Origin of the sequence: Bradyrhizobium sp. 159 (assembly GCF_023073795.1) — a bacterium.
Classification (GTDB): Bacteria; Pseudomonadota; Alphaproteobacteria; order Rhizobiales; family Xanthobacteraceae; genus Bradyrhizobium.
In genome coordinates, this window is the sequence record NZ_JADPKE010000088.1 from 228,559 (window position 1) to 249,153 (window position 20,595).

19 protein-coding genes are annotated in these 20,595 nt (G+C 63.4%); 11 read left to right on the forward strand and 8 right to left on the reverse strand.

Going from position 1 to position 20,595, the window contains the following annotated elements; all coding sequences use genetic code 11:
- Positions 1-11 precede the first annotated feature (11 nt).
- The gene (ugpC, locus tag IVA96_RS26285) at positions 12-1,079 is read right to left on the reverse strand and encodes a sn-glycerol-3-phosphate ABC transporter ATP-binding protein UgpC (RefSeq protein ID WP_247276915.1); all 1,068 of its coding nucleotides are present in this window, start codon (positions 1,077-1,079) and stop codon (positions 12-14) included.
- Positions 1,080-1,280: 201 nt separating this feature from the next.
- Between ugpC and IVA96_RS26290 the strand changes: the two genes are divergently transcribed.
- The 5 genes from IVA96_RS26290 to IVA96_RS26310 all read left to right on the forward strand — a co-directional run bounded on the left by IVA96_RS26290 (position 1,281) and on the right by IVA96_RS26310 (position 6,363).
- Positions 1,281-2,381, forward strand: a complete 1,101-nt coding sequence (locus IVA96_RS26290; protein ID WP_247276914.1) for a LacI family DNA-binding transcriptional regulator — start codon at positions 1,281-1,283, stop codon at positions 2,379-2,381.
- 122 nt (positions 2,382-2,503) lie between these two features.
- Positions 2,504-4,330, forward strand: a complete 1,827-nt coding sequence (locus tag IVA96_RS26295) for an IlvD/Edd family dehydratase (RefSeq protein ID WP_247420189.1) — start codon at positions 2,504-2,506, stop codon at positions 4,328-4,330.
- Between the two features lie 135 nt (positions 4,331-4,465).
- Positions 4,466-5,197 carry an SDR family oxidoreductase gene (locus tag IVA96_RS26300; protein ID WP_247420190.1) on the forward strand — a complete coding sequence of 244 codons (732 nt, stop codon included), beginning with the start codon at positions 4,466-4,468 and terminating at the stop codon, positions 5,195-5,197.
- A gap of 19 nt (positions 5,198-5,216) precedes the next feature.
- Entirely contained in the window at positions 5,217-5,963 is a 747-nt protein-coding gene (locus IVA96_RS26305; protein WP_247420191.1) for an SDR family NAD(P)-dependent oxidoreductase, read from the forward strand.
- Between the two features lie 7 nt (positions 5,964-5,970).
- Complete coding sequence (locus tag IVA96_RS26310) at positions 5,971-6,363, forward strand: GFA family protein (RefSeq protein WP_247276910.1); 393 nt, start codon at positions 5,971-5,973, stop codon at positions 6,361-6,363.
- Between the two features lie 2 nt (positions 6,364-6,365).
- Here the strand turns inward: IVA96_RS26310 and IVA96_RS26315 are convergent, their stop codons facing one another.
- A complete protein-coding gene (locus IVA96_RS26315) occupies positions 6,366-7,274 on the reverse strand; it encodes a DMT family transporter (protein ID WP_247276909.1) in 909 nt (302 codons plus the stop codon).
- 89 nt (positions 7,275-7,363) lie between these two features.
- On the opposite strand from IVA96_RS26315, the gene IVA96_RS26320 reads away from it, so the two are divergent.
- The 3 genes from IVA96_RS26320 to IVA96_RS26330 all read left to right on the forward strand — a co-directional run bounded on the left by IVA96_RS26320 (position 7,364) and on the right by IVA96_RS26330 (position 9,472).
- Positions 7,364-8,227 (forward strand): LysR family transcriptional regulator, encoded by an 864-nt coding sequence (locus IVA96_RS26320; protein ID WP_247420192.1) that lies wholly within the window; start codon positions 7,364-7,366, stop codon positions 8,225-8,227.
- Between the two features lie 78 nt (positions 8,228-8,305).
- Complete coding sequence (locus tag IVA96_RS26325) at positions 8,306-8,986, forward strand: site-2 protease family protein (RefSeq protein WP_247420193.1); 681 nt, start codon at positions 8,306-8,308, stop codon at positions 8,984-8,986.
- 63 nt (positions 8,987-9,049) lie between these two features.
- Positions 9,050-9,472, forward strand: coding sequence for a hypothetical protein (locus IVA96_RS26330; protein ID WP_247276977.1), 423 nt, complete (start codon positions 9,050-9,052; stop codon positions 9,470-9,472).
- Here the strand turns inward: IVA96_RS26330 and IVA96_RS26335 are convergent.
- The 6 genes from IVA96_RS26335 to IVA96_RS26360 all read right to left on the reverse strand — a co-directional run bounded on the left by IVA96_RS26335 (position 9,460) and on the right by IVA96_RS26360 (position 15,266).
- Positions 9,460-10,275 carry a TonB family protein gene (locus IVA96_RS26335; RefSeq protein WP_247276906.1) on the reverse strand — a complete coding sequence of 272 codons (816 nt, stop codon included), beginning with the start codon at positions 10,273-10,275 and terminating at the stop codon, positions 9,460-9,462. The genes IVA96_RS26330 and IVA96_RS26335 overlap by 13 nt on opposite strands.
- 9 nt (positions 10,276-10,284) lie before the next feature.
- Positions 10,285-10,743 (reverse strand): TonB system transport protein ExbD, encoded by a 459-nt coding sequence (exbD, locus tag IVA96_RS26340; RefSeq protein ID WP_247276905.1) that lies wholly within the window; start codon positions 10,741-10,743, stop codon positions 10,285-10,287.
- A gap of 3 nt (positions 10,744-10,746) precedes the next feature.
- A complete protein-coding gene (gene exbB, locus IVA96_RS26345) occupies positions 10,747-11,712 on the reverse strand; it encodes a tonB-system energizer ExbB (protein WP_247276904.1) in 966 nt (321 codons plus the stop codon).
- Entirely contained in the window at positions 11,709-12,398 is a 690-nt protein-coding gene (locus tag IVA96_RS26350; RefSeq protein WP_247276903.1) for a Fe2+-dependent dioxygenase, read from the reverse strand. The genes exbB and IVA96_RS26350 overlap by 4 nt, the downstream gene beginning before the upstream one ends.
- A gap of 2 nt (positions 12,399-12,400) precedes the next feature.
- Entirely contained in the window at positions 12,401-14,803 is a 2,403-nt protein-coding gene (locus tag IVA96_RS26355; protein WP_247276976.1) for a TonB-dependent receptor, read from the reverse strand.
- A 223-nt stretch (positions 14,804-15,026) separates the two neighbouring features.
- Entirely contained in the window at positions 15,027-15,266 is a 240-nt protein-coding gene (locus tag IVA96_RS26360) for a hypothetical protein (protein WP_247276902.1), read from the reverse strand.
- A 376-nt stretch (positions 15,267-15,642) separates the two neighbouring features.
- Here IVA96_RS26360 and IVA96_RS26365 point away from each other — a divergent pair, with 376 nt between their 5' ends.
- From IVA96_RS26365 to IVA96_RS26375, 3 genes are all read left to right on the forward strand, one after another.
- Positions 15,643-16,815: an efflux RND transporter periplasmic adaptor subunit gene (locus IVA96_RS26365; RefSeq protein ID WP_247276901.1), complete on the forward strand. Its 1,173-nt coding sequence runs from the start codon at positions 15,643-15,645 to the stop codon at positions 16,813-16,815.
- Positions 16,812-19,958: a multidrug efflux RND transporter permease subunit gene (locus tag IVA96_RS26370; RefSeq protein ID WP_247276900.1), complete on the forward strand. Its 3,147-nt coding sequence runs from the start codon at positions 16,812-16,814 to the stop codon at positions 19,956-19,958. Before IVA96_RS26365 ends, IVA96_RS26370 begins: the two co-directional genes overlap by 4 nt.
- A gap of 64 nt (positions 19,959-20,022) precedes the next feature.
- Positions 20,023-20,589, forward strand: coding sequence for an invasion associated locus B family protein (locus tag IVA96_RS26375; protein WP_247276899.1), 567 nt, complete (start codon positions 20,023-20,025; stop codon positions 20,587-20,589).
- The last annotated feature ends 6 nt before the right edge of the window (positions 20,590-20,595 follow it).

The window sequence follows — 20,595 nt, forward strand, 5'->3', positions numbered from 1 at the left end:
TACGTCTTACGCTAGGCGTTCAGGCGCTTGCCTGTGGCCTCGTCGAACAAATGCACCAGCGACGGGTCGGGCTTCAGCCGCACCTTGTCGCCCGGGTTGAACTGGTGGCGCTCGCGAAAGACCGCGACGACCTGCTCGCCGCCGACCTTGGCGAACACCTGCGTCTCCGAGCCGGTCGGCTCGACCACGATGATCTCCGCCTCGGCGCCGTCATCGGCAATGGTGAAATGCTCAGGCCGCACGCCATAGACGGCAGGACGGCCGTCCGACGCCGTCGGCGCAGTCTTGAGCGGCAGCTTGACACCGTTAGGCCCCTCGAACGTGGCAACGCCGTTGACGCGCACATGACCTTTGAGGAAGTTCATGGCGGGCGAGCCGATGAAGCCGGCGACGAACTGGTTGTCGGGCTTGTCGTAGAGCTCGAGCGGCGTGCCCATCTGCTCGACGATGCCGTCATGCATGACGACGATCTTGTCGGCCATGGTCATGGCCTCGATCTGGTCGTGGGTGACGTAGACGGTCGTCGTCTTCAGCCGCTGGTGCAGCTCCTTGATCTCGGTGCGCATGGCGACGCGCAGCTTGGCGTCCAGGTTCGACAAGGGTTCGTCGAACAGGAACACCTGCGGATCGCGCACGATGGCGCGGCCCATGGCGACGCGCTGACGCTGGCCGCCTGAGAGCTGGCGCGGATAGCGATCGAGCAGCGGCGACAGCGCCAGGATCTCGGCGGCGCGCTTGACGCGCTTGTTGATCTCGTCCGAGCTGGCATTCCGCAGCTTCAATGAGAAGCCCATGTTCTCGGCCACCGTCATGTGCGGATAGAGCGCGTAGTTCTGGAACACCATCGCAATGTCCCGCTCCTTGGGCTGGACATTGTTGACGACGCGGTCGCCGATCGAGATCGTGCCGGAGGTGATGTTCTCGAGACCGGCGAGCATGCGCAGAAGCGTCGACTTGCCGCAGCCGGAGGGGCCGACCAGAACGACGAACTGGCCGTCCTCGATCGGAATGGTCACGCCGTGCAGGACTTCAAAATTGCCGAACGATTTCCGCACGTCGCGGATTTGCACAGACGACATCTAGCTCCCTCCTCGAAAGTCGACGACGCCCTTCGCGCCGCGACCGTCTTGCTTTTTCAGACTTTACCGAACCAGGCCCGATCATAGCGGGCAACATTGTCGGCAGTTTGTGCGGTTTTGGCAATTTGTCTTTGGTTAGTCGTTGCTGGTAGCGCTGTCAACGTTCCTTTGTTTGCGACCGTGACTGTGTTAAGAGCAGCAATGGGTCGAAAACGCACCAAGTCAGGCAAAATCCGGCTGGCGGAAGTCGCCGAGCTTGCCGGCGTCAGCCCGATCACGGCGTCCCGCTTCTTCCGCAATCCGGAAGCACTGTCGGTTGCCAAGCGGACGCGGGTCGAGAGCGCCGCCAAGGAGCTCGGCTATGTGCCGAACCTTGCTGCACGCGCGCTGGCCTCGCAACGCACCGAGGTGATCGGTGTATTGATCCCATCCCTCACCAATAACGTGTTCTCCGACGTGCTGCGCGGCATCTATGACGCCTCCGAAGGCAGCCGTTACTCGATCCAGCTGTCCAACACCCGCTACAGCATCCTCCAGGAGGAGAAGCTGCTGCGCCTGTTTCTGGCGCAGAAGCCGGCCGGGCTGATCGTCACGGGCATCGACCAGACCACAGAATCGCGCGCGATGCTGGAGGCTGCCGACTGCCCGATCGTGCAGATCATGGAGATCGGCCCCAATCCGGTCGACATGATGATCGGCTTTTCGCACCATGATGCTGCGCGCGCGGCAGTTGCCCACCTGTTCGCGCAGGGTCACCGCAAGGTCGGCTTCATCGGCGCGCGGATGGATCCGCGGGTGCAGCGGCGGCTCGATGGATATGTCTCGGCCATGAAGGACGCCGCCCTGTTCGAGCAGCGGCTCGTCGTGACGACGGCGACGCCGACATCGGTGACGCTCGGCGGCGCCCTGTTCACCGACCTGCTCGCGCGGGACCCCGGCATCGATGCGGTGTTCTGTGCCAATGACGACCTCGCGCTCGGCGTCCTGTTTGAATGCCGGCGCCGGGAGATCGCCGTCCCGGAGCAGATCGCGATCGTCGGATTCAACGACCTCGAATTCATGGCCTCAGCCGTCCCCACCCTCAGCAGCGTGCGCACCAATCGCTACGAGATGGGGAAAACGGCCGCGACCATGCTGATCGACGCGATCGATGGACGGCGGCCCGAGCAACCGGTGCTCGACCTCGGCTTCAAGGTGATCGAGCGTCAAAGCTCGTTGTCGCGGCGTTCGGACAATCGACCAGCCGCTTCCGGAGCCGGCGCCGCCAACAAAATGGTAGCGTTACCAAGTAGCCAAGATTAGTATCGTACTTGTGAGGAAATGACCCGCCAGCGGGCCGGCAGACCATCGCTCGCGCCGCTGGGCATCGCACCAGCCGACAGATTGAGACGGACGCCAGTGCGTTTGCATTGCAGGAGAGACCAATGACAAAAAAGCCAACCAATGGGCACGCTGCCGGCAACGGCGCTCGCCGCCACCTTCGCTCGCAGGAATGGTTCAACAACCCACACAATCCGGGCATGACCGCGCTCTATATGGAGCGCTATTTGAACTACGGCCTCACCCGCGCCGAACTTCAATCCGGTAAGCCGATCATCGGCATCGCGCAAACCGGCAATGATCTTTCACCCTGCAACCGCCATCATATCGAGCTGGCCCATCGCGTCCGCGAGGGCATCCGCGAGGCCGGTGGCATTGCGATGGAATTCCCGACCCATCCGATCCAGGAGACCGGCAAACGTCCGACCGCGGCGCTCGACCGCAATCTCGCTTATCTCGGCCTGGTCGAGATCCTCTACGGCTATCCCCTCGACGGCGTGGTGCTGACCACCGGCTGCGACAAGACGACGCCGGCCTGCATGATGGCCGCGGCGACCGTCAACCTGCCCGCGATCGTGCTGTCGGGCGGCCCGATGCTGAACGGCTGGCATGCCGGCGAGCGCACCGGCTCCGGCACCATCGTCTGGAAGTCGCGCGAGCGGCTCGCCGCCGGCGAGATCGACTATGAAGAGTTCATGGAAATCGTGGCCTCCTCGGCGCCCTCGGTCGGCCATTGCAACACCATGGGCACCGCCTCGACCATGAACGGGCTCGCCGAAGCGCTCGGCTTCTCGCTGCCGGGCTGCGCGGCGATTCCCGCCCCCTACCGCGAGCGCGGCCAGATCGCCTATGAGACGGGCAAGCGCATCGTCGAGATGGTCTGGGAGGATCTGAAACCCTCGGACATCCTGACCCGCAAGGCGTTCGAGAACTGCATCGTCATCAATTCGGCGATCGGTGGCTCGACCAACGCGCCGATCCACATCAACGCGCTGGCCCGCCACATCGGCGTCGAGCTCTCGATCGACGACTGGCAGAAATTCGGCCACGACGTGCCGCTGCTGGTCAACATGCAGCCGGCCGGCTTCTATCTCGGCGAGGAGTTCCACCGCGCCGGCGGCGTTCCGGCTGTGGTGCGCGAGCTGATGAAGCACAAGCGCATCCATGAGGACGCAGTGACAGTCAATGGCCGCGGCATCGGCGAGAACTGTAGGAACGCACCGGCGCCTGACAAGGACGTGATCTGGACTTACGACAAGCCGCTGGTGAAGGACGCCGGCTTCCTGGTCCTAAAGGGCAATCTGTTCGATTCCGCGATCATGAAGACCAGCGTGATCTCCAAGGAGTTTCGCGACCGCTATCTCAGCAACCCCAAGGACCTCAACGCCTTCGAAGGCCGCGCCATCGTGTTCGAGGGGCCCGAGGATTATCACGAGCGCATCGACGATCCCTCGCTCGACATCGACGAGCGCTGCGTGCTGTTCATCCGCGGCACCGGGCCGATCGGCTACCCCGGCGGCGCCGAGGTCGTGAACATGCAGCCCCCGGCAGCATTGATCAAACGCGGCATCCTGTCCCTGCCCTGCATCGGCGACGGCCGCCAGTCCGGCACCTCGGGTTCGCCCTCGATCCTGAACGCCTCGCCGGAAGCGGCGGCCGATGGCGGGCTCGCCATCCTCAAAACCGGCGACAAGGTGCGCATCGACCTCAACAAGGGCAGCGCCAACATCCTGATCTCGGAGGAGGAACTGAAGAAGCGCCATGCCGAGCTCAAGGCCAGCGGCGGCTTCAAGCATCCGCCGAACCAGACGCCGTGGCAGGAGATCTATCGCAATACGGTCGGCCAACAATCGACCGGCGCCTGCATGGAGCTCGCCACGCGCTATCAGAACGTCGCCGGCACCTTTGGCGTGGCAAGAGATAACCACTAGCAGCCACACCGTCATTGCGAGCGAAGCGAAGCAATCCAGAGATATCTCCACGGAGATGGCCTGGATTGCTTCGTCGCAAGAGCTCCTCGCAATGACGTGGGTTGGCATTGAAACTACACAAAGGAGAACAAGAACATGGCAGACCGCCTCAAGGGAAAGCGGGCCATCGTCACCGCTGCAGCCGCAGGCATTGGGCGCGCATGCGCCGTCGCATTCGCGCGTGAGGGCGCGACCGTCATCGCCACCGATATCAACGAGAGCGGCATTGCGAGCCTCACCAAGGAAGGCGTCGCCGAAGTCGCAAAACTCGACGTCCGCAACACCGTCGACGTCAACGCCTTCGCCAAGCGCGTCGGCAAGATCGACATCCTGCTCAACGCTGCGGGCTTCGTGCACCACGGCACGATCTTGGAGTGCTCGGAAGAGGATTTTGACTTCTCGTTCGACCTCAACGTCAAGTCGATGCACCGGACCATCAGGGCGTTTCTGCCCGAGATGCTGGCAGGGGGCGGCGGCAGCATCGTCAACATCTCGTCCTGCGCGGCGCTGCGGCCGCCGGCCAACCGTTACGTCTACAGCGCGTCGAAGGCGGCGGTGTCGCTGCTGACGCGCGCGGTCGCGCTCGACTTCATCACCAAGGGTATCCGCTGCAACAGCATCTGTCCCGGCACCGTCGAGACGCCCTCGATGCTCGACCGCGCCGCCGCGCAGGGGCCGCAAGGCAAGCAGATGTTCATCTCCCGCCAGAAGATGGGCCGCCTCGGCACCGCCGACGAGATCGCAGCGATGGCGGTCTATCTCGGCAGTGACGAAAGCGCCTTCACCACCGGCGTCGACCTCGTCGTCGACGGCGGTTACATGCTCTGATGTTCAGGGGTCACGTCTCATGAACAAGATCGATCTCAACGACCGCGCCGCTGTGGTCACCGGCGGCGCGCAGGGCTTTGGCCGCGCGATTACCGAGCGCTTCGTCGTCTCCGGCGCCAAGGTCGCCATTTGGGATTTCGATGCCGCGCTGGCCGAGAAGACGGCGAAGGAGATCGGCGACGGCGTCCGCGTCTTTAAGGTCGATGTCACCGACACCGCAGCCGTCGAGCAGGCATGCGATGCCACGCTCGGCGCTTTCGGCAAGATCGACATCCTCGTCAACAATGCCGGCATCGCCGGCGTCAACAAGCCGGTCTGGGAGACCGACATCGAGGAATGGCGCAAGGTGCTACGCATCAACCTGGACGGTCCTTTCATCGTCTCCAAGGCGATCGTGCCCGTGATGCTCAAGCAGAAATACGGGCGCATCGTGAACATCGCCTCCATCGCCGGTAAGGAAGGCAATCCGAACGCCTCGCACTATTCGGCGTCCAAGGCCGGTCTGATCGCACTGACGAAATCGCTCGGCAAGGAGCTCGCCGCCCACGACATCCTTGTCAACGCGGTGACACCGGCGGCGGCGAAGACCGCGATCTTCGACCAGATGACGCAGCAGCATATCGACTTCATGCTGTCGAAAATCCCGAAGGGGCGCTTCGTGCTGGTGGAAGAGCTGGCCGCGATGGTGGCCTGGCTCGCATCCGAGGACTGCGCGTTCTCCACCGGCGCGGTCTTCGATATCTCTGGCGGTCGCGCAACTTATTGAGGACATCATGATCCGGGAAGGCGGATGCCTCTGCGGCGCGGTGCGGTTCAAGGCCGAGGGCGAACCGCTCAACGTCCGCATCTGCCATTGCCGCATCTGTCAGAAAGCAATGGGCTCGCCCTACTTCGCCCGCGCGCAATTCGACCAGCGCGCGCTCAGCGTCGAGGGCGATACCGCCCGCTTCGCCTCCTCCGAGAACATCGACCGCGTGTTCTGCAAGCGGTGCGGCACGCGGCTGTTCGCCTGGCGCCGCAACGGTACGCTCGCCGGCGTCGCGCTGGCCACGTTCGATGATCGCAACGCCTTCGCGCCCACCGAGCACATCTGGGTCTCGGAAAAGCTTGCCTGGCTGAAGCTCGACGACGGCCTGACGCAATATCAGACCACGATCCCGGCTTGATGTCAGGCCTGGTTTGAAACGGATGCGCTCACCGCCTGAGCACGCTGGTCCGTCGTCGCAATCCATATCCCGACAAACACCGCGACGATGCCGGCCGCCAGATTCCAGCTTAGCGGTTCGTGCAGCAAATAGGCGCCAACCAGCGATGCCGTGATCGGATTGACCGTCACCGAGATCGCGACACGCGTCGGCGTGGTCCGCTCGAGCGCGAAGGCCCAGAGATAAAAGGTCAGCGCGGCTCCGAAGGCCCCGAGATAGAGCGCCGCGAGCCATTGCGGTGTGCCGAAGCCGGTCACCGGCACAAAACTGCTGCGCACATACGAGAGCAGGATGAGGCACGTCGCGCCCGCCGCCATGCTCATGGTCGTGAAGGCGATCGGGCTGGAACGCCGGATCAGCGGCTTTGACCAGATACCGTAAAGTGCCATACACGCGGCCGCAGCGATCATCAACAGATCGCCACGCCAGGCGCCCGACGGCGCCGAAGCCAAGTCGAAGAGAAGCGCAAGGGCAACGCCAAACGTCGCAATTACGACACCGATTGACTTGCGCCAAGTGAGCGATTCGGCGCCGAGCGCAGCCCCCATCACGAGCGAGAGCAGAGGCAGCGTCGACAAACCGAGCGCGCCGCGCGCGGCGGTGGTAAAGATCAGCGATGCATTGAATAGGATCGGGAACAGGGCGAAGAACAAAAGACCAAGCCCGATCGCGGCGACCCGGTCCCCTCGCCCCGGCCAGCGGTCTCCGCGCAGCAGCGTGAGCGGCAGCAGCAGGAGAAAGCCGATGCCGAACCTGAACGAGCCGATCGCGAGCGGATCGAGCATACTCACGAGATAGCGCGTGGCGCCGATCGAAGTGCCGCCGAGGCCGCTCGACAGCACGGCAGCCAGAACGCCAGAGATCTCGGTCACGATTGCTCCCATCAATGCTTCGAAGGCAGCATAAGAGGCGCGCCGAAACGGGGAATGGATTTTCCGTCATGCTGGGATAACGTTACATCATGACCACACCAGATCTCGATCCCAATCTGCTGAAGGCATTTCTCGCGGTCACCGAGCATCGTTCGTTCACCCGCGCGGCCCACGTCCTCAACCGGACCCAATCGGCGGTGAGCGTTCAAATCAGGCGCTTAGAGGAGCGGCTCGGCACAAGATTGTTCCAGCGCACCAGGGCCGGCGTCCTGCCGACCGCGGCAGGCGAAGAGTTGCGCGCCTATGCGCAGCGCATTCTCGCGCTCAACGCGGAGGCGGTCGGGGCGCTTCGCGCACGCAAGGCCGAAGCCGTGGTCCGCCTCGGCGTGATGGACGACTACGGCACCATCGTCATTCCGCCCCTGCTGACGAGCTTTGCCAAGCATCATCCACTGGTCCGGATTGAGATCGAGACGGGACTGACCGCGACGATGCCGGCGCGGCTCGGCGATGCCTACGATCTTGTCATCGCCATGCATCCGCAAGGATGTGGCGACGGCGAGCTTTTGAGGCGTGAGCGGGCGGTCTGGGCGGCTGCCTCATCCTATCGCGCCGCGGCGCATAATCCCCTGCCCGTGGCACTCTACCCGCCAGGGTGTCTGTTCCGGCAATGGGCTGCGGAGGCGCTCGACACGGCTGGCGTGCCCTGGCGCCTCGCCTATGTCAGCCGGACGCTCGCAGCAGTCGAGACGATTGCGGCTCAAGGCCTCGCGGTGACGGTGGTGAAAGCAGGGACCTTGCCGGCGAGCCTTCGCGTGCTGTCCGATTGTGACGGCATGCCGCCGTTGCCGCCGGCGGAAATTCGCCTTCACCGCGCGCGCCACCTATCATCGGCAGGCGGCCTTCTCGCGGACCATTTGCAACGGGGAATTTCGGAATTGAACGCCATATAACGGTAGATTGTGAAGGGTTGTGGCCCTATACGGCCTGCTTTGGGAGGCGCGCGGGCAGAAGCCGAAACGGATGAGCTGGTGAACATTTCTTTTTATGATCTATCCGTCTGGGTGATGCCGGTGCTGCTCGCCATCACCTTCCATGAGGCTGCGCACGCCTTCGTCGCGCATCAGCTCGGGGACAACACAGCCTCGCAGCTCGGTCGCGTCAGCTTCAATCCGCTCCGCCACATCGACCCGTTCGGGACCCTGATCCTGCCGGCGATGCTGCTGTTTGCGCATTCGCCGTTCCTGTTCGGCTACGCCAAGCCGGTGCCGGTCATTTTCCGCAAGCTGAACAACCCCAGGCTCGACATGGTCTGGGTGGCGCTGGCCGGGCCCGTCACCAACGTCCTGCTGGCGCTCGCCGCCGCCCTCGCCTTTCATGCCCTGCCACTGGTGCCCGCGAGTTCGGCGAAATGGGTTGCGGACAACCTCAAGAATGCCCTCGTGATCAACGCGATCCTGGCGGTGTTCAACATGATGCCGATCCCACCGCTTGACGGGGGTCGGGTCGCGGTCGGGCTGTTGCCGCAGCGGCTTGCCTTGCCGCTGGCCCGGCTCGAGCCAGTCGGGATGCTGATCCTGATCGGCCTCCTGATCCTGCTGCCGCTGGCGGGTTCGCAGTTCGGTCTAAATCTTGATGTTATTTCAGCAATACTGCGAACGTTGACCGGTTATGTGATTCAGGCTGTTCTGTTCCTGACCGGCAATGTGTAGTTGAACAGCGACACCCGAACACAAGCCGAAGGGCCAGAGGCCGACTTGGTCAAAGCTGCCGATATGCTGATCGCGCGACGCGCCGACACCCGCGCCCGCGCCGATTTTGCCACATGGAAGATGATGGCCAAGCTCAACGGGGCGTCCGCGCTGCCTGCGGAAGCCCAGGAGTTCCTCGCGAGCTACAAGAACCTGCTGGCGGAGATGAGCGAGGGCGAAGCCACCGAGGCCACCATCGGCGCGATCTACAAGGCCTACTATGCCGAGATGGGCGGAGCGGGAACGCCGCCTGACGTCCGCCCCCGTCCGCCTGAAACGGCGGCGGATAATGTTACCGCCTTCCGCCGCCCGACCCCCAAGCCAAAGAAGGCCGCCGCCTTCGGGGCGACGGCATTCGCCGGAACCCAGAAACGGCCGCTGCCGGTGGCGCTGATCTTTGCCTGTCTAATCGTGGTCTATGTCGGGATCCGGCTCTACTGGCGCTGAGCCGTCTTCTTCTTTTTCTTCGCGTCCGGTGGCGTGAAAATGATGTCGACGGTGCGCTCGAACCGGTCCTCTGTCAGCCCGGCGGGCGGCTGCGGAATGGGATCGGATTTACGGACAATCGAGACTGCCGCCGCATCGTAAGCCGCGTCCCCGGACGACTCAACGACCTCGACCGAAAGCACGTTTCCTCTGCGGTTGATCGCAAAGCTCACTTTGACCTTCTGGTTATTGGGCTCCTTGCCCTCCGGATTGACCTTGTGGGCCGTCAGATGCGCGCTGATCTTGCGGTTCCAGTCCGCGGTAATCTTCAGGATGTCCTTGCCAAGCCCAAGCACCGGCGCCAAGGCCTTCTCAGCCTCGCGCGCGTCTTCATCGAGTGCCTGCCGTGCCGTGGCAACCGACTTCGGCGAGGCCTCGGCAGCGGGAGTTTCGACCGCCGCAATCTTCGGATCCTCGTCCTGCGGCTTCTTCGAGATGTTCTCAGTGACGACCCGATCAGGATCGTCGACCTGTTGCGACTGATCCTTTGGCAGCTCGGTTTCCTTGGTCTCAGCCTTCTGCTCGGGAAGCGCCTGCTGCTCCTGCATCGCTTCGCTGTCAGGCCCGGGCGGAAGGTCGGTATCGGGCGCCTTTGGCGAGGCCACCTCGACGGCGAACTCGGCGCCGGCCGCACCCAGACCGTCGTCGCCGTCATCGGCTTGCAGGTGCGCCAGCGCGAGCGCCGCACCACCCAGATGAAGCGCGAGCGCCGCCACCGCCGCCAAGACCCAAAGCTTCCTGGATGGTCTGGGTTCGTTCGACATGGTGCGCCTCTAAGGCTGAGCGGCGCCTGCCGAGGGCGCCCCCGGAGCGCCTTCCAGCGCGACCAGCTTCACCCGCGTATAGCCGCCTGAGCGCAAGAGCTCCATGACCCCCATCAACTCGCCATACGGCACAGAGCGATCGGCACGCAGGAAGACATACTTGTCTTTGCTCATGTCGGACAGACCGTCGAGGGTGCCGATCAGCTCCGCCCGATGGACCGGGTTCTCTCCGATCGCAAGCGTCAAATCGGGCTTGATGCTGAGATAGGTCGGCTTGTCTGGCTTCTTCTGCGGCGTCGCGCTCGACGTCGGCAGATCGATCGGCAGGTCGACGGTCGAGAGCGGCGCTGCGACCATAAAGATGATCAGCAGCACCAGAATGACGTCGATAAACGGTGTGACGTTGATGTCATGCGTTTCCGAGAAATCGTCGTCTTCGCCGTCGTTGTCTGCGAGCGAAACGCCCATGGTTCACTCCGCTGCGCGCGAATGCACGCTGCCGTGGCTGCGATCGAGATCGCGCGAGAGCAGCCGTCCCGCAGCGCCCGAGGCGCGGCTGACGAGCTCGAGATAGCCTTTCGTCACGCGCGCGAAATGGTTGTAGATGATGACGGCGGGGATCGCGGCGACGAGACCGATTGCGGTGGCGAGCAGCGCCTCGGCGATGCCGGGCGCGACCACGGCGAGGTTCGTGGTCTGCGACTTCGAGATGCCGATGAAGCTGTTCATGATGCCCCAGACCGTGCCGAACAGGCCAACGAAGGGCGAGGTCGAGCCGATGGTGGCGAGCACGCCCATGCCGATGCGGATGCGGCGCTGTTCCGCGCGCACGATCTCGGCAAAGCTCGAAGCGGCGCGCTCCTTGATGCCGGCATCGCTTGACAGGCCGGCCGACATCCGCGCCTCACGCAGGGCCGCCGTCAGGAAGGATGGCAGGATGCCCTCCTTAGTGCCGAGCGCCATCTGGGCTTCCGCGAGCGAGCGCGCCTCTGCGGTCTTCTTCAGCGCCGAGCGCAGCTTGGTGGAAGCAACCGACAGCTCGATCGACTTTGCGATGAAGACGGTCCAAGTCACCAGCGAAGCAAAGGCGAGCCCGATCATCACCGCCTTCACGATGACGTCCGCCGACATGAACATCACCCAGGGCGACAATTCCTTCATGGCCGGCGCGATGGCGGCCGCTGCATCGGGCTTGGCGGTCGAAGCGGCGGTCGCGGGGGGCGCCGTCGCAGCAGCGGGCGCGGTTGCGGTCGAAGCCGAAGGTGCCGGGGCAGCAGGTGCGGTAGCCGCTGGCGGCGCACCGGCCGGGGCCGGCTGAGCCGTCGATTGCGCCGGCGCCGGCGGGGTTTGTATCTGGGCGGAAGCAGGAGATGCGAGCCAGGCGGCGGCCAGCATCGCGGCGGCGGCAAGGCTGGCTTGGAAGGTCATGATCTTCATACTTCGGCCCAGTAGCGAATGAGGTTGTGATAGATACCCGTCAATTTGACCGTTTCGGGATCGTCACGCCCGAGCCGTTCCACCAGCGCCTGAATCGCGGTGTCGAGGTCAAAGATCATGCTTCGGGCTTGATCGTCCCGTACCATGCTCTGAAGCCAGAGGAAAGACGCAACCCGCGTTCCCCTCGTCACCGGAGTGACCAGATGGAGGCTGCTCGAGGGATAGAGCACGCAGTCGCCGGCTGGCAACTTGACTTCGTGCGATCCGTAGGTGTCCTCGATCACAAGTTCGCCACCGTCGTACTCTTCCGGCTCGGCGAGGAAAAGCGTGACCGACAGGTCTGTGCGGATGCGAAGGCCGGTCAGGCGGTCGCCGCGGATCGCATTGTCGACGTGCAGGCCGAAATGGTGACCGCTGCTCGCCGCATAGCGGTTGAACAGCGGCGGGAAAATCTGGAGCGGGATTGCCGCCGCGATGAAGCGCGGGTTCGACGTCAGCGCCGAGATGATGCGGTTGCCGAGCTTGCGCGCGACTTCGCCATCCGGCGGCAATTGCTCGTTGCGCTTGACCATCGCCGACTGCGCGCCGGCGGTGGAGCGGCCGTCCTCCCAGTCGCTGGCATCCATGATGCGGCGGAAATCCGCCACATCATCCTTGCTGAGAACGCCAGGCAGGCACGTCAACATGATCAGAACTTCGCTGTCGTCACGATGTAGAACGCCCGCCCCGGCGCGACCGCCACGAACGGTACGTTGCTGCGATAGAATGAGTCGTAATAGAGCTTGTTGGTCAGGTTCTGCGCGTAGAACTTCATGGTCCAGTTCTGGTCGATCTTCTTCTCGACGAAGGCATCGAAACGCCAATAGCTCGGCAGCTCGTTGGTGTTGGCCGCGAACGTGCCGCCATAGACTTTCGAGCGGTACACCGCCTGGCCGCCCAGTTCCCAGCCGCCGTCGAACTTGTACTTGGTCAGCATGCTGAACGACTGGTGGGCAATATTGGCAAGCTGAAGGCCGATATTGGAGGGGATGTTGCTCTGCGTAACCTTCGACTGCATCAGCACCAAGCCGCCGAAGATGCTCCAGCGGTCAGTGATCTTGCCTTCGGCCTCGATGTCGATGCCCTGGATGCGGTAGGCCGCATTGGAGGTGAGCAAGCCCGCGGCATTGGTCTCGCGCGCATTGTCCTTGGTGGTCTGGAACAGCGCGCCGGTCACCAGCAGGTGGCGATCGGCGAGCTCCCATTTGGTGCCGAGCTCGATCGCCTTGTTGCGTTCGGGCCCGAGCAAGACGGCCGTGTTGGGCGGAACACCACCGTAATCGGTAGCGGTCGCATCAAGCTCTGATCCGAACGGATTGGCAGAGGTTGCATAAGCCGCATAGAGGCTGCCGATCGTCATCGGCTTGTAGACCAGGCCGACGTTGTAGTTCACCAGGTCGGCGTTCTGCTTCAGATAAGCCGCGTTGGTCGACGAACTCTGGCTATAGCCGTCGTAGCGGACGCCGCCATTGACGATGATCGTGTCCTGCCAATTCGCGGTGTCCATGACATACACGCTGCTGGTGTTGACGCCATAGCGCGTCGGATTTCCAATTAGCGACGGTATACCGAAGGGAATGTAGGTGAACTGGGGGGAGTAAAGATTGACGCCCTGGACAGCACCGTTGCTCGTGAATCCGGAGCCGGACAGTTCCGACGCAAGGCCGGCATAACGGTCGATCGAGATGTTCTCGTTCGAATATTCGACGCCGAACACCGCGGTGTGCTTGACGCCTCCTGTGTCGAGCTTGAACGTGGCCTCGTTCTGATTGGCCCACACGTCCACGTTCTGGTAGCGGCTCTGTGCGCTCGCCGTCGTGGTCCAGAGCAGCCGGTTGGGGCTGGTGGTATTCGGGTTCTGCGGCAGCGTGCCGATGTAGTTGAGCAGTGAATGCTCGCCGCGCACCTTGCTGGTCAGCGTGATGGCTTCGTTGACCTTGTACTCGATCGTGCCGGTGCCGAAATCCTGCCGCGCGGTCTGGAAGTCGCGCTTGAGGAAGCCGTACCAGTTTTCGCGCGGAATGCCGGCCGAGGTCACCGGCACGTTGCCCTGCTTGTAATAGGGCACGCCGAAATCGGGATAGCCGCTGAGGTCGGTATGGACGTAGTTCGTTGTGATCTTGATGTCACTGGTCGGAGTGTACTTCGTCGAGATGAAGCTGCCCCAGCGATTATCGGTCACGTAGTTGCGCCCGGCGACATTGGCGTCCTGGAACAAACCGCCCGCACGCACCGAGAAGGTCGGATCGATGACCTGGTTGACGTCGAGCGTAACGCGCTTGGTCTGATCGGTGCCGAACTCGCTGTCCATCCGCTTGAAGTTGACGTCGCCGGCCTGCTTGGTGACGATGTTGATCGCGCCGCCGGCGGTGCCGCGGCCGGCGTAGGAGGATGCCGGTCCGCGCAGAATCTCGATCTGCTCGGTGAAGAAGTTCTCGCGGATGGACACGGCGGGATCGCGGATGCCGTCGATGAAGACGTCGTTGCGCGCGTCGAAACCGCGGATGAAGAAGCGGTCGCCGAACGCGTTGCCGCCCTCGCCCGAGCCCAGCGTGACGCCCGCGGTCGAACGTCCGATCTCCTTCAGCGTCGTCGCGTTCTTGTCCTCGAGCACTTCCTTACTGAGCACCGTGATGGTCTTGGGCGTGTTCAGCATCTTCTCGGGAAACTTGCCGGAAGCCTGGACGTGGTCGACCTTGTACGGCGCCGCCGGATCGGAATACGGATTGCGGTCCACTTCGCCCGCGGGGACGGAGGGCGCAGTCTGCTGGGCTGCCTGCTGCCGCTGCGCGGCGCGGCGAAGCGCGTTGCGGGCGCGGACCTGCTCCGGCGAAGGCTTCGAGGCCACCGGACGCGGACGTTGGACCGGAGCATCGACCGTCACCGGCGGCAGGTTCGACTGCTGTGCTTCTGCGCCGCTTGACACCGACGCCACCGCAATCAAGCTCGCGACTGCTGAAACCTTCTTGCCGGAAATGCCAGCGGACTTCTCATCCATTGAGTTGAACGCTACGACCGAACGCAACGACTTCGGTGCGACCACCTGCCCCATTACCAAACGCCCCATCTTCCTGTTCGCTCATTCACTTCGATGAACGATGGGCTGTGGTATCGGCCACAAAATAGCGGGTCAATGCGAGCACGCCGCGAGAACGCTTGAATAGGTCCAGATCAAAACGATTCTAAACTGCTGTTTGAAATCATTCTAACCAAAGATTGGAGTCGTTCTAAAACGAGCGCGAAAACGCCGCGAAATCGGCGTCGTGCTCGTGGCATCAGTCGCTGCTCGGCGGCTTCATCAGCGAGAACAATTCGTCGACAGTTTTCTGCGCGACCGCACGCACGCGATCGGTGTTGCCCATCCCCGCGATGTTGACGCCGTTGACGACGGCTTTGATCTCGTCGCGGAAGTCGGTGAGAAAGCGGAAGGGATCGCGCTGCTCGTTGGCGACGCGCGCGATCAGCCCCGTGATCAGAATCTGACACGCGATCAGCTTGCCGTTCAATTCGTCCATCGCTGCGCTCCATTCGTGGCGGCGCCGATATGACCGATGCTGATTTTCCTGACAACCGAAACGGGCTGCGCGCGATTTAGAACCCTTCTCGTGACCTGCCGACCTGGTGGCTTTCCGCGTTGTCCCCCAGCGCCACACACACGGCGTCCGGGGCATTGGGCAGCGCTCGCACGCGGATCGTTCGAGTCGGAAAAAAGCAGCATTGCACACCGCCGCGCCAGACTGCTGCATGGGGTGCAAAGCTTTCCAATTGTTTAGGATTCTCGACCGATAGTGCTGTTTACACTTAAACTTGGCGTGTATTATACAAGCGCGCTGGAACCCTATGATTGCCCCATAATTCGTAGCTTGGGGGCACGAGAGCCGCCGAGCCGATATGAAAAAAACACGGCCGATCCTCTGGATTCTGATTATCGCGGCCGTGGGCTCCGCGAGTTACTATGGTTGGCAGAAATTCGGCTCGCCTGGGGCCGGAAAGACCCAGACAGCCGAGAAAGCTCCGCCCCGGCCGCAGCCCGTCCCGGTCAGCGTTGCCCCGGTCCAGAAGACCGACTTTCCGGTCTATCTGACCGGTCTCGGCACGGTTCAGGGCTTCAACACCGTCCAAGTCCGCAGCCGGGTGGATGGTCAGATCGACAAGCTCGCCTTCCGCGAAGGCCAGATCGTCCAGCAAGGCGAGCTTCTGGTCTCGATTGATCCCCGCCCCTATCAAGCCGCCCTCGATCAGGCCAAGGCCAAGAAGGCGCAGGACGAGGCAAACCTCGCCAACGCCAATCTCGAACTCCAGCGCGCTATGAGGCTCGGCGAATTCGCAACCGCACAGCGGGTCGATACCCAGCGCTCCACCGTCGCCCAGCTCACCGCCCAGATCGCCGCCGACGAAGCAGCGATCGCCAACGCCCAGACCCAGCTCGACTACACCCAGATCAAGGCGCCGATCACGGGCGTCGCGGGGCTGCGCCAGGTCGACATTGGCAACATCGTCAACGCATCGACGCAGACCGGCATCGTCACGATCTCGCAGGTCGAGCCGATCGCCGTGATCTTCACGGCACCGGAAGACCAGCTTCCCTATATCAGCGAAGGCCAGAAGGCCGGCGCGCTCAAGGTGATCGCCTTCACCACCGACGGCAAGAAGACGCTGGCGGAAGGTAAGCTCGCCGTCATCAACAACCAGGTCGACGCGAGCAGCGGGACTATTCGGCTCAAGGCGGTGTTCGACAACAAGGACCACTCGCTGTGGCCGGGCCAGTCGGTTTCGACGCGTCTTCTGGTGCGGACGCTGAGGGATGCGACCGTCGTTCCCGATGATGCAGTCCAGCATTCGACCAACGGCCTGTACGCCTATACCGTCAATCAGGACAACAAGGCCGAAGTGCACAAGATCAAGGTCAGCTATGGCATCGATGGACGTTCGGTCATTGATGAAGGCCTCACGCCCGGGCAGCAGGTCATCACCGGCGGTCAGTTCAAGGTGCAGCCTGGAAGCCTCGTCTCGACAGCGGTGGCGAGCTCGGATCCGGCCCAGAACAAGGTGCGACAGGAATGACCGAGGGCGGGATTTCGGCACTCTTCATCCGTTATCCCATCGGCACCTCGCTGCTGATGGCCGGCATTCTCTTCGTCGGCCTCGTCGCCTATCCCCTGCTGCCGGTTGCGCCGCTGCCGCAGGTGGACTTCCCGACCATCCAGGTCACCGCCAACCTGCCGGGCGGCAGCCCCGAGACGATGGCCTCGTCGGTGGCGCAACCGCTCGAGCGGCAATTCGCCCAAATTCCCGGCATCGCCCAGATGACCTCGACGAGCTATCTGGGCACGGCGTCGATCACCATCCAGTTCGACCTCAATCGCAGCATCGACGGCGCCGCCAACGACGTTCAGGGGGCGATCAACGCCGCCAGCGGCCAGCTCCCGAAGAACCTGCCCTCGCCGCCGACCTACCGTAAGGTCAACCCTGCGGACGCCCCGATCCTGCTGCTGTCGGCCACCTCCGAGACACTGCCGCTGACCAGCGTCAGCGACGCCGTCGACGCCCAGCTCGCCCAGCAAATCAGCCAGCTCTCCGGCGTCGCGCAGGTCTTCATCGGCGGCCAGCAGAAGCCGTCCATCCGCATTCAAATCGACCCGGCGAAGCTCGTCGCCAAGGGCCTGTCGATGGAGGACGTCCGCAGCCAGATCGCCATTACCACCGTCGACAGCCCGAAGGGCAATATCGACGGGCCCAAGCGCGCCTACACGATCTACGCCAACGACCAGCTCACCCACGCCAAGGACTGGAACGACGTCATCATCGCCTATCGCAATGGCGGCCCCTTGCGAATCCGCGATATCGGCCAGGCGGTCAGCGGCGCCGAAGACGCCAAGCAGGCGGCCTGGGCCAACGGCAAGCGCGGCGTGTTCCTGGTGATCTTCAAGCAGCCCGGTGCCAACGTCATCGACACTGTCGACCGCATCAAGGCCACCCTACCCAGGCTGGTGGCCGCTATTCCGCCCGCAATCAAGATCGAGCTGATCAGCGACCGCACCACCACGATCCGTGCCGCGGTCGAGGACGTCCAGTTCACGCTGCTGCTGACCATCGCGCTCGTGGTCATGGTCATCTTCATCTTCCTGCGCAGCTTCTGGGCCACCGTCATTCCCACGGTGACGGTGCCATTGGCATTATTGGGTGCGTGCGCCTTGATGTGGGTGGTCGGCTATTCGCTGGACAATCTGTCGCTGATGGCGCTCACCATCGCGGTCGGATTCGTGGTCGACGACGCCATTGTGATGCTCGAGAACATCACCCGCTATATCGAGGAAGGCGAATCCCCGCTCGCGGCGGCCTTCAAGGGCTCCAAGGAAATCGGTTTCACCATCGTCTCGATCAGCATCTCGCTGGTCGCGGTGCTGATTCCCCTGCTGCTGATGGGAGGCATCATCGGGCGCCTGTTCCGCGAATTCGCCGTAGTGCTGGCGATGACGATCTTCGTCTCGATGTTCGTGTCGCTGACGCTGACGCCGATGATGGCCTCGCGCTTCCTGCGCGCGCATGGCGAGGTGACCCACGGCAAGTTCTACCAATGGAGTGAGCGCGCCTTCGACGGCATGTTGCGCGGCTACGAATATGTGCTCGACCACGCTCTGGCCTGGCGCCGCACCACGCTCGCGATCTTCTTCGCCACGCTTGGATTGTCGATTTACCTGTTCATTCTGATCCCGAAGGGCTTCTTCCCGCAACAGGACGTCGGCTTGATCACGGCCACGTCCGAAGCCTCGCAGGACATTTCTTTCAAGGAGATGCTCAGACGCCAGGAGCAGCTCGGCAAGATCATCCTGGCCGATCCCGACGTTGCGAGCGTTGCCATGGCGATCGGCGGCAGCGGACGCGCCGGCAACAATGGCGCCCTGTACATCACACTGAAGCCTCGCGATATGCGCGAGGCATCGGCTCAGCAGATCATCGCGCGCCTGCGTCCGCAGTTCGACAAGGTCGAGGGCGCCCGTCTTTACATGCAAGCGGCCCAGGACGTCCGGCTCGGCGGCCGGCCGACCCGCACGCAGTTCGAGTTCACCCTACAGGACGCCGATCTCGCCGAGCTCAACGACTGGGCACCGAAGATCCTCGCCAAGATGCAGACGTTGCCGGAGCTGCGCGACGTCGCGACGGACCAGCAGACGCAGGGCACCACGGTCCAGCTCAAGATCAACCGCGACACCGCCTCGCGCTATGGTATCCAGCCGCAGATGATCGACGACACGCTGTATGACGCCTTCGGCCAGCGGCAGGTCACGCAGTATTTCACCCAGCTCAACACCTACAAGGTGATCCTCGAGATCCTGCCCGAGATGCAGGGCGATCTCGAAAGCCTGAACAAGCTCTATTTGAAATCGCCGCTGACCGGCGAGCAGGTGCCGCTGTCGACCTTCGCGACCTGGACCACCGATCCGGTCCGCCCGCTCTCGATCAGCCATCAGGGTCAGTTCCCGGCGATCACGATCAGCTTCAACCTCGCGCAAGGCGCCGCGCTTGGCCAGGCCACGGAAGCCGTGCAGCGGGCGATGACCGAGCTCGGCGCGCCGCCGACGCTGAATTCGAGCTTCCAGGGCACCGCGCAGGCGTTCCAGCAATCGCTCGGCACCGTGCCGCTGTTGATCCTCGCCGCGCTCGTCGTGGTCTACCTGATCCTCGGCATCCTCTACGAGAGCTATATCCATCCGATCACCATCCTGTCGACCCTGCCCTCGGCCGGCGTCGGCGCGCTCGCGATCTTGATGGCGGCCGGCTTCGACTTCAGCCTGATCGCGCTGATCGGCATCATCCTGCTGATCGGCATCGTGAAGAAGAACGGCATCATGATGGTCGACTTCGCGATCGCCGCCGAACGCGACGAACACAAGACGCCGGAGCAATCGATCCGCCAGGCCGCGCTCCTTCGCTTCCGGCCAATCATGATGACCACGATGGCCGCGCTGCTAGGCGGCGTGCCGCTGATGCTCGGCCACGGCACCGGCGCCGAGATCCGCCAACCGCTCGGCTACGCCATGGTCGGCGGCCTGATCGTCAGCCAAGCGCTGACGCTGTTCACCACGCCGGTGGTCTATCTCTATCTCGACAAGCTCAACAACTGGTTCTCCACCTGGGGCCGTTCGGGTGACGGCGAAGGCGACGAGGCGCCCGAGCACAGCACCGTCAAGCAAGCCGCCGAGTAAGCTTGCACCGCACCTCTCGCGACGCTACAGCGGGACTCACGGTTCACGCTAACGCGGTTTCGCCATGTTCATGCAATCCAGACTTGTCGCCCTCGCCGCTGTCTTGTTGTCGACCAGCGCTGCGTATGCCCAGCAGGGCGCCAAGAAGAACGCCGCTCCGCCTACCTCGACCGCACATCCCGCGCCTGTCCCGACGCAAGCGCAGGCGGACGGCGCTCCGGGCCAGCCCGGTTGGATCGTGCGCTGCACCAGCGCGAGCCGCGACGCGCCGCTCGAATGCGCAATGGAGCAGAACGCTGTACTGACCAAGACCGGCCAGACCGTCATCCTGATCAACATCCGCATCGCGCCCGACACCCGCACGCCGATCGCGCTGCTGCAATTGCCGCTCGGCCTCAACCTGCCCGTCGGCGCCAAGCTCCAGGTCGACGAGGGCAAGACGTTCGATCTCGAGATCCAGACCTGCGAGAACCGCGGCTGCTACGCCTCGACGCCGGTCGCGCCGGATCTGCTCGCCGCCTTGCGGGTGGGCAAGCAGTTGAAGGTTTCCTTCCAGAACATGGCCAAGGAAACGATCGCGATCCCGATGCCACTCAACGACTTCGCCGCGGCCTACGACAAGATCAAGTAACGAGCG

Excerpts from the sequence above, each read along its gene's own strand:
- ugpC (WP_247276915.1), bottom strand. The coding sequence starts at position 1,079 with ATGTCGTCTGTGCAAATCCGCGACGTGCGGAAATCGTTCGGCAATTTT.
- IVA96_RS26290 (WP_247276914.1), top strand. The coding sequence starts at position 1,281 with ATGGGTCGAAAACGCACCAAGTCAGGCAAAATCCGGCTGGCGGAAGTC.
- IVA96_RS26295 (WP_247420189.1), top strand. The coding sequence starts at position 2,504 with ATGACAAAAAAGCCAACCAATGGGCACGCTGCCGGCAACGGCGCTCGC.
- IVA96_RS26300 (WP_247420190.1), top strand. The coding sequence starts at position 4,466 with ATGGCAGACCGCCTCAAGGGAAAGCGGGCCATCGTCACCGCTGCAGCC.
- IVA96_RS26305 (WP_247420191.1), top strand. The coding sequence starts at position 5,217 with ATGAACAAGATCGATCTCAACGACCGCGCCGCTGTGGTCACCGGCGGC.
- IVA96_RS26310 (WP_247276910.1), top strand. The coding sequence starts at position 5,971 with ATGATCCGGGAAGGCGGATGCCTCTGCGGCGCGGTGCGGTTCAAGGCC.
- IVA96_RS26320 (WP_247420192.1), top strand. The coding sequence starts at position 7,364 with ATGACCACACCAGATCTCGATCCCAATCTGCTGAAGGCATTTCTCGCG.
- IVA96_RS26330 (WP_247276977.1), top strand. The coding sequence starts at position 9,050 with ATGCTGATCGCGCGACGCGCCGACACCCGCGCCCGCGCCGATTTTGCC.
- IVA96_RS26335 (WP_247276906.1), bottom strand. The coding sequence starts at position 10,275 with ATGTCGAACGAACCCAGACCATCCAGGAAGCTTTGGGTCTTGGCGGCG.
- exbD (WP_247276905.1), bottom strand. The coding sequence starts at position 10,743 with ATGGGCGTTTCGCTCGCAGACAACGACGGCGAAGACGACGATTTCTCG.
- exbB (WP_247276904.1), bottom strand. The coding sequence starts at position 11,712 with ATGAAGATCATGACCTTCCAAGCCAGCCTTGCCGCCGCCGCGATGCTG.
- IVA96_RS26350 (WP_247276903.1), bottom strand. The coding sequence starts at position 12,398 with ATGTTGACGTGCCTGCCTGGCGTTCTCAGCAAGGATGATGTGGCGGAT.
- IVA96_RS26355 (WP_247276976.1), bottom strand. The coding sequence starts at position 14,803 with ATGGGGCAGGTGGTCGCACCGAAGTCGTTGCGTTCGGTCGTAGCGTTC.
- IVA96_RS26360 (WP_247276902.1), bottom strand. The coding sequence starts at position 15,266 with ATGGACGAATTGAACGGCAAGCTGATCGCGTGTCAGATTCTGATCACG.
- IVA96_RS26365 (WP_247276901.1), top strand. The coding sequence starts at position 15,643 with ATGAAAAAAACACGGCCGATCCTCTGGATTCTGATTATCGCGGCCGTG.
- IVA96_RS26370 (WP_247276900.1), top strand. The coding sequence starts at position 16,812 with ATGACCGAGGGCGGGATTTCGGCACTCTTCATCCGTTATCCCATCGGC.
- IVA96_RS26375 (WP_247276899.1), top strand. The coding sequence starts at position 20,023 with ATGTTCATGCAATCCAGACTTGTCGCCCTCGCCGCTGTCTTGTTGTCG.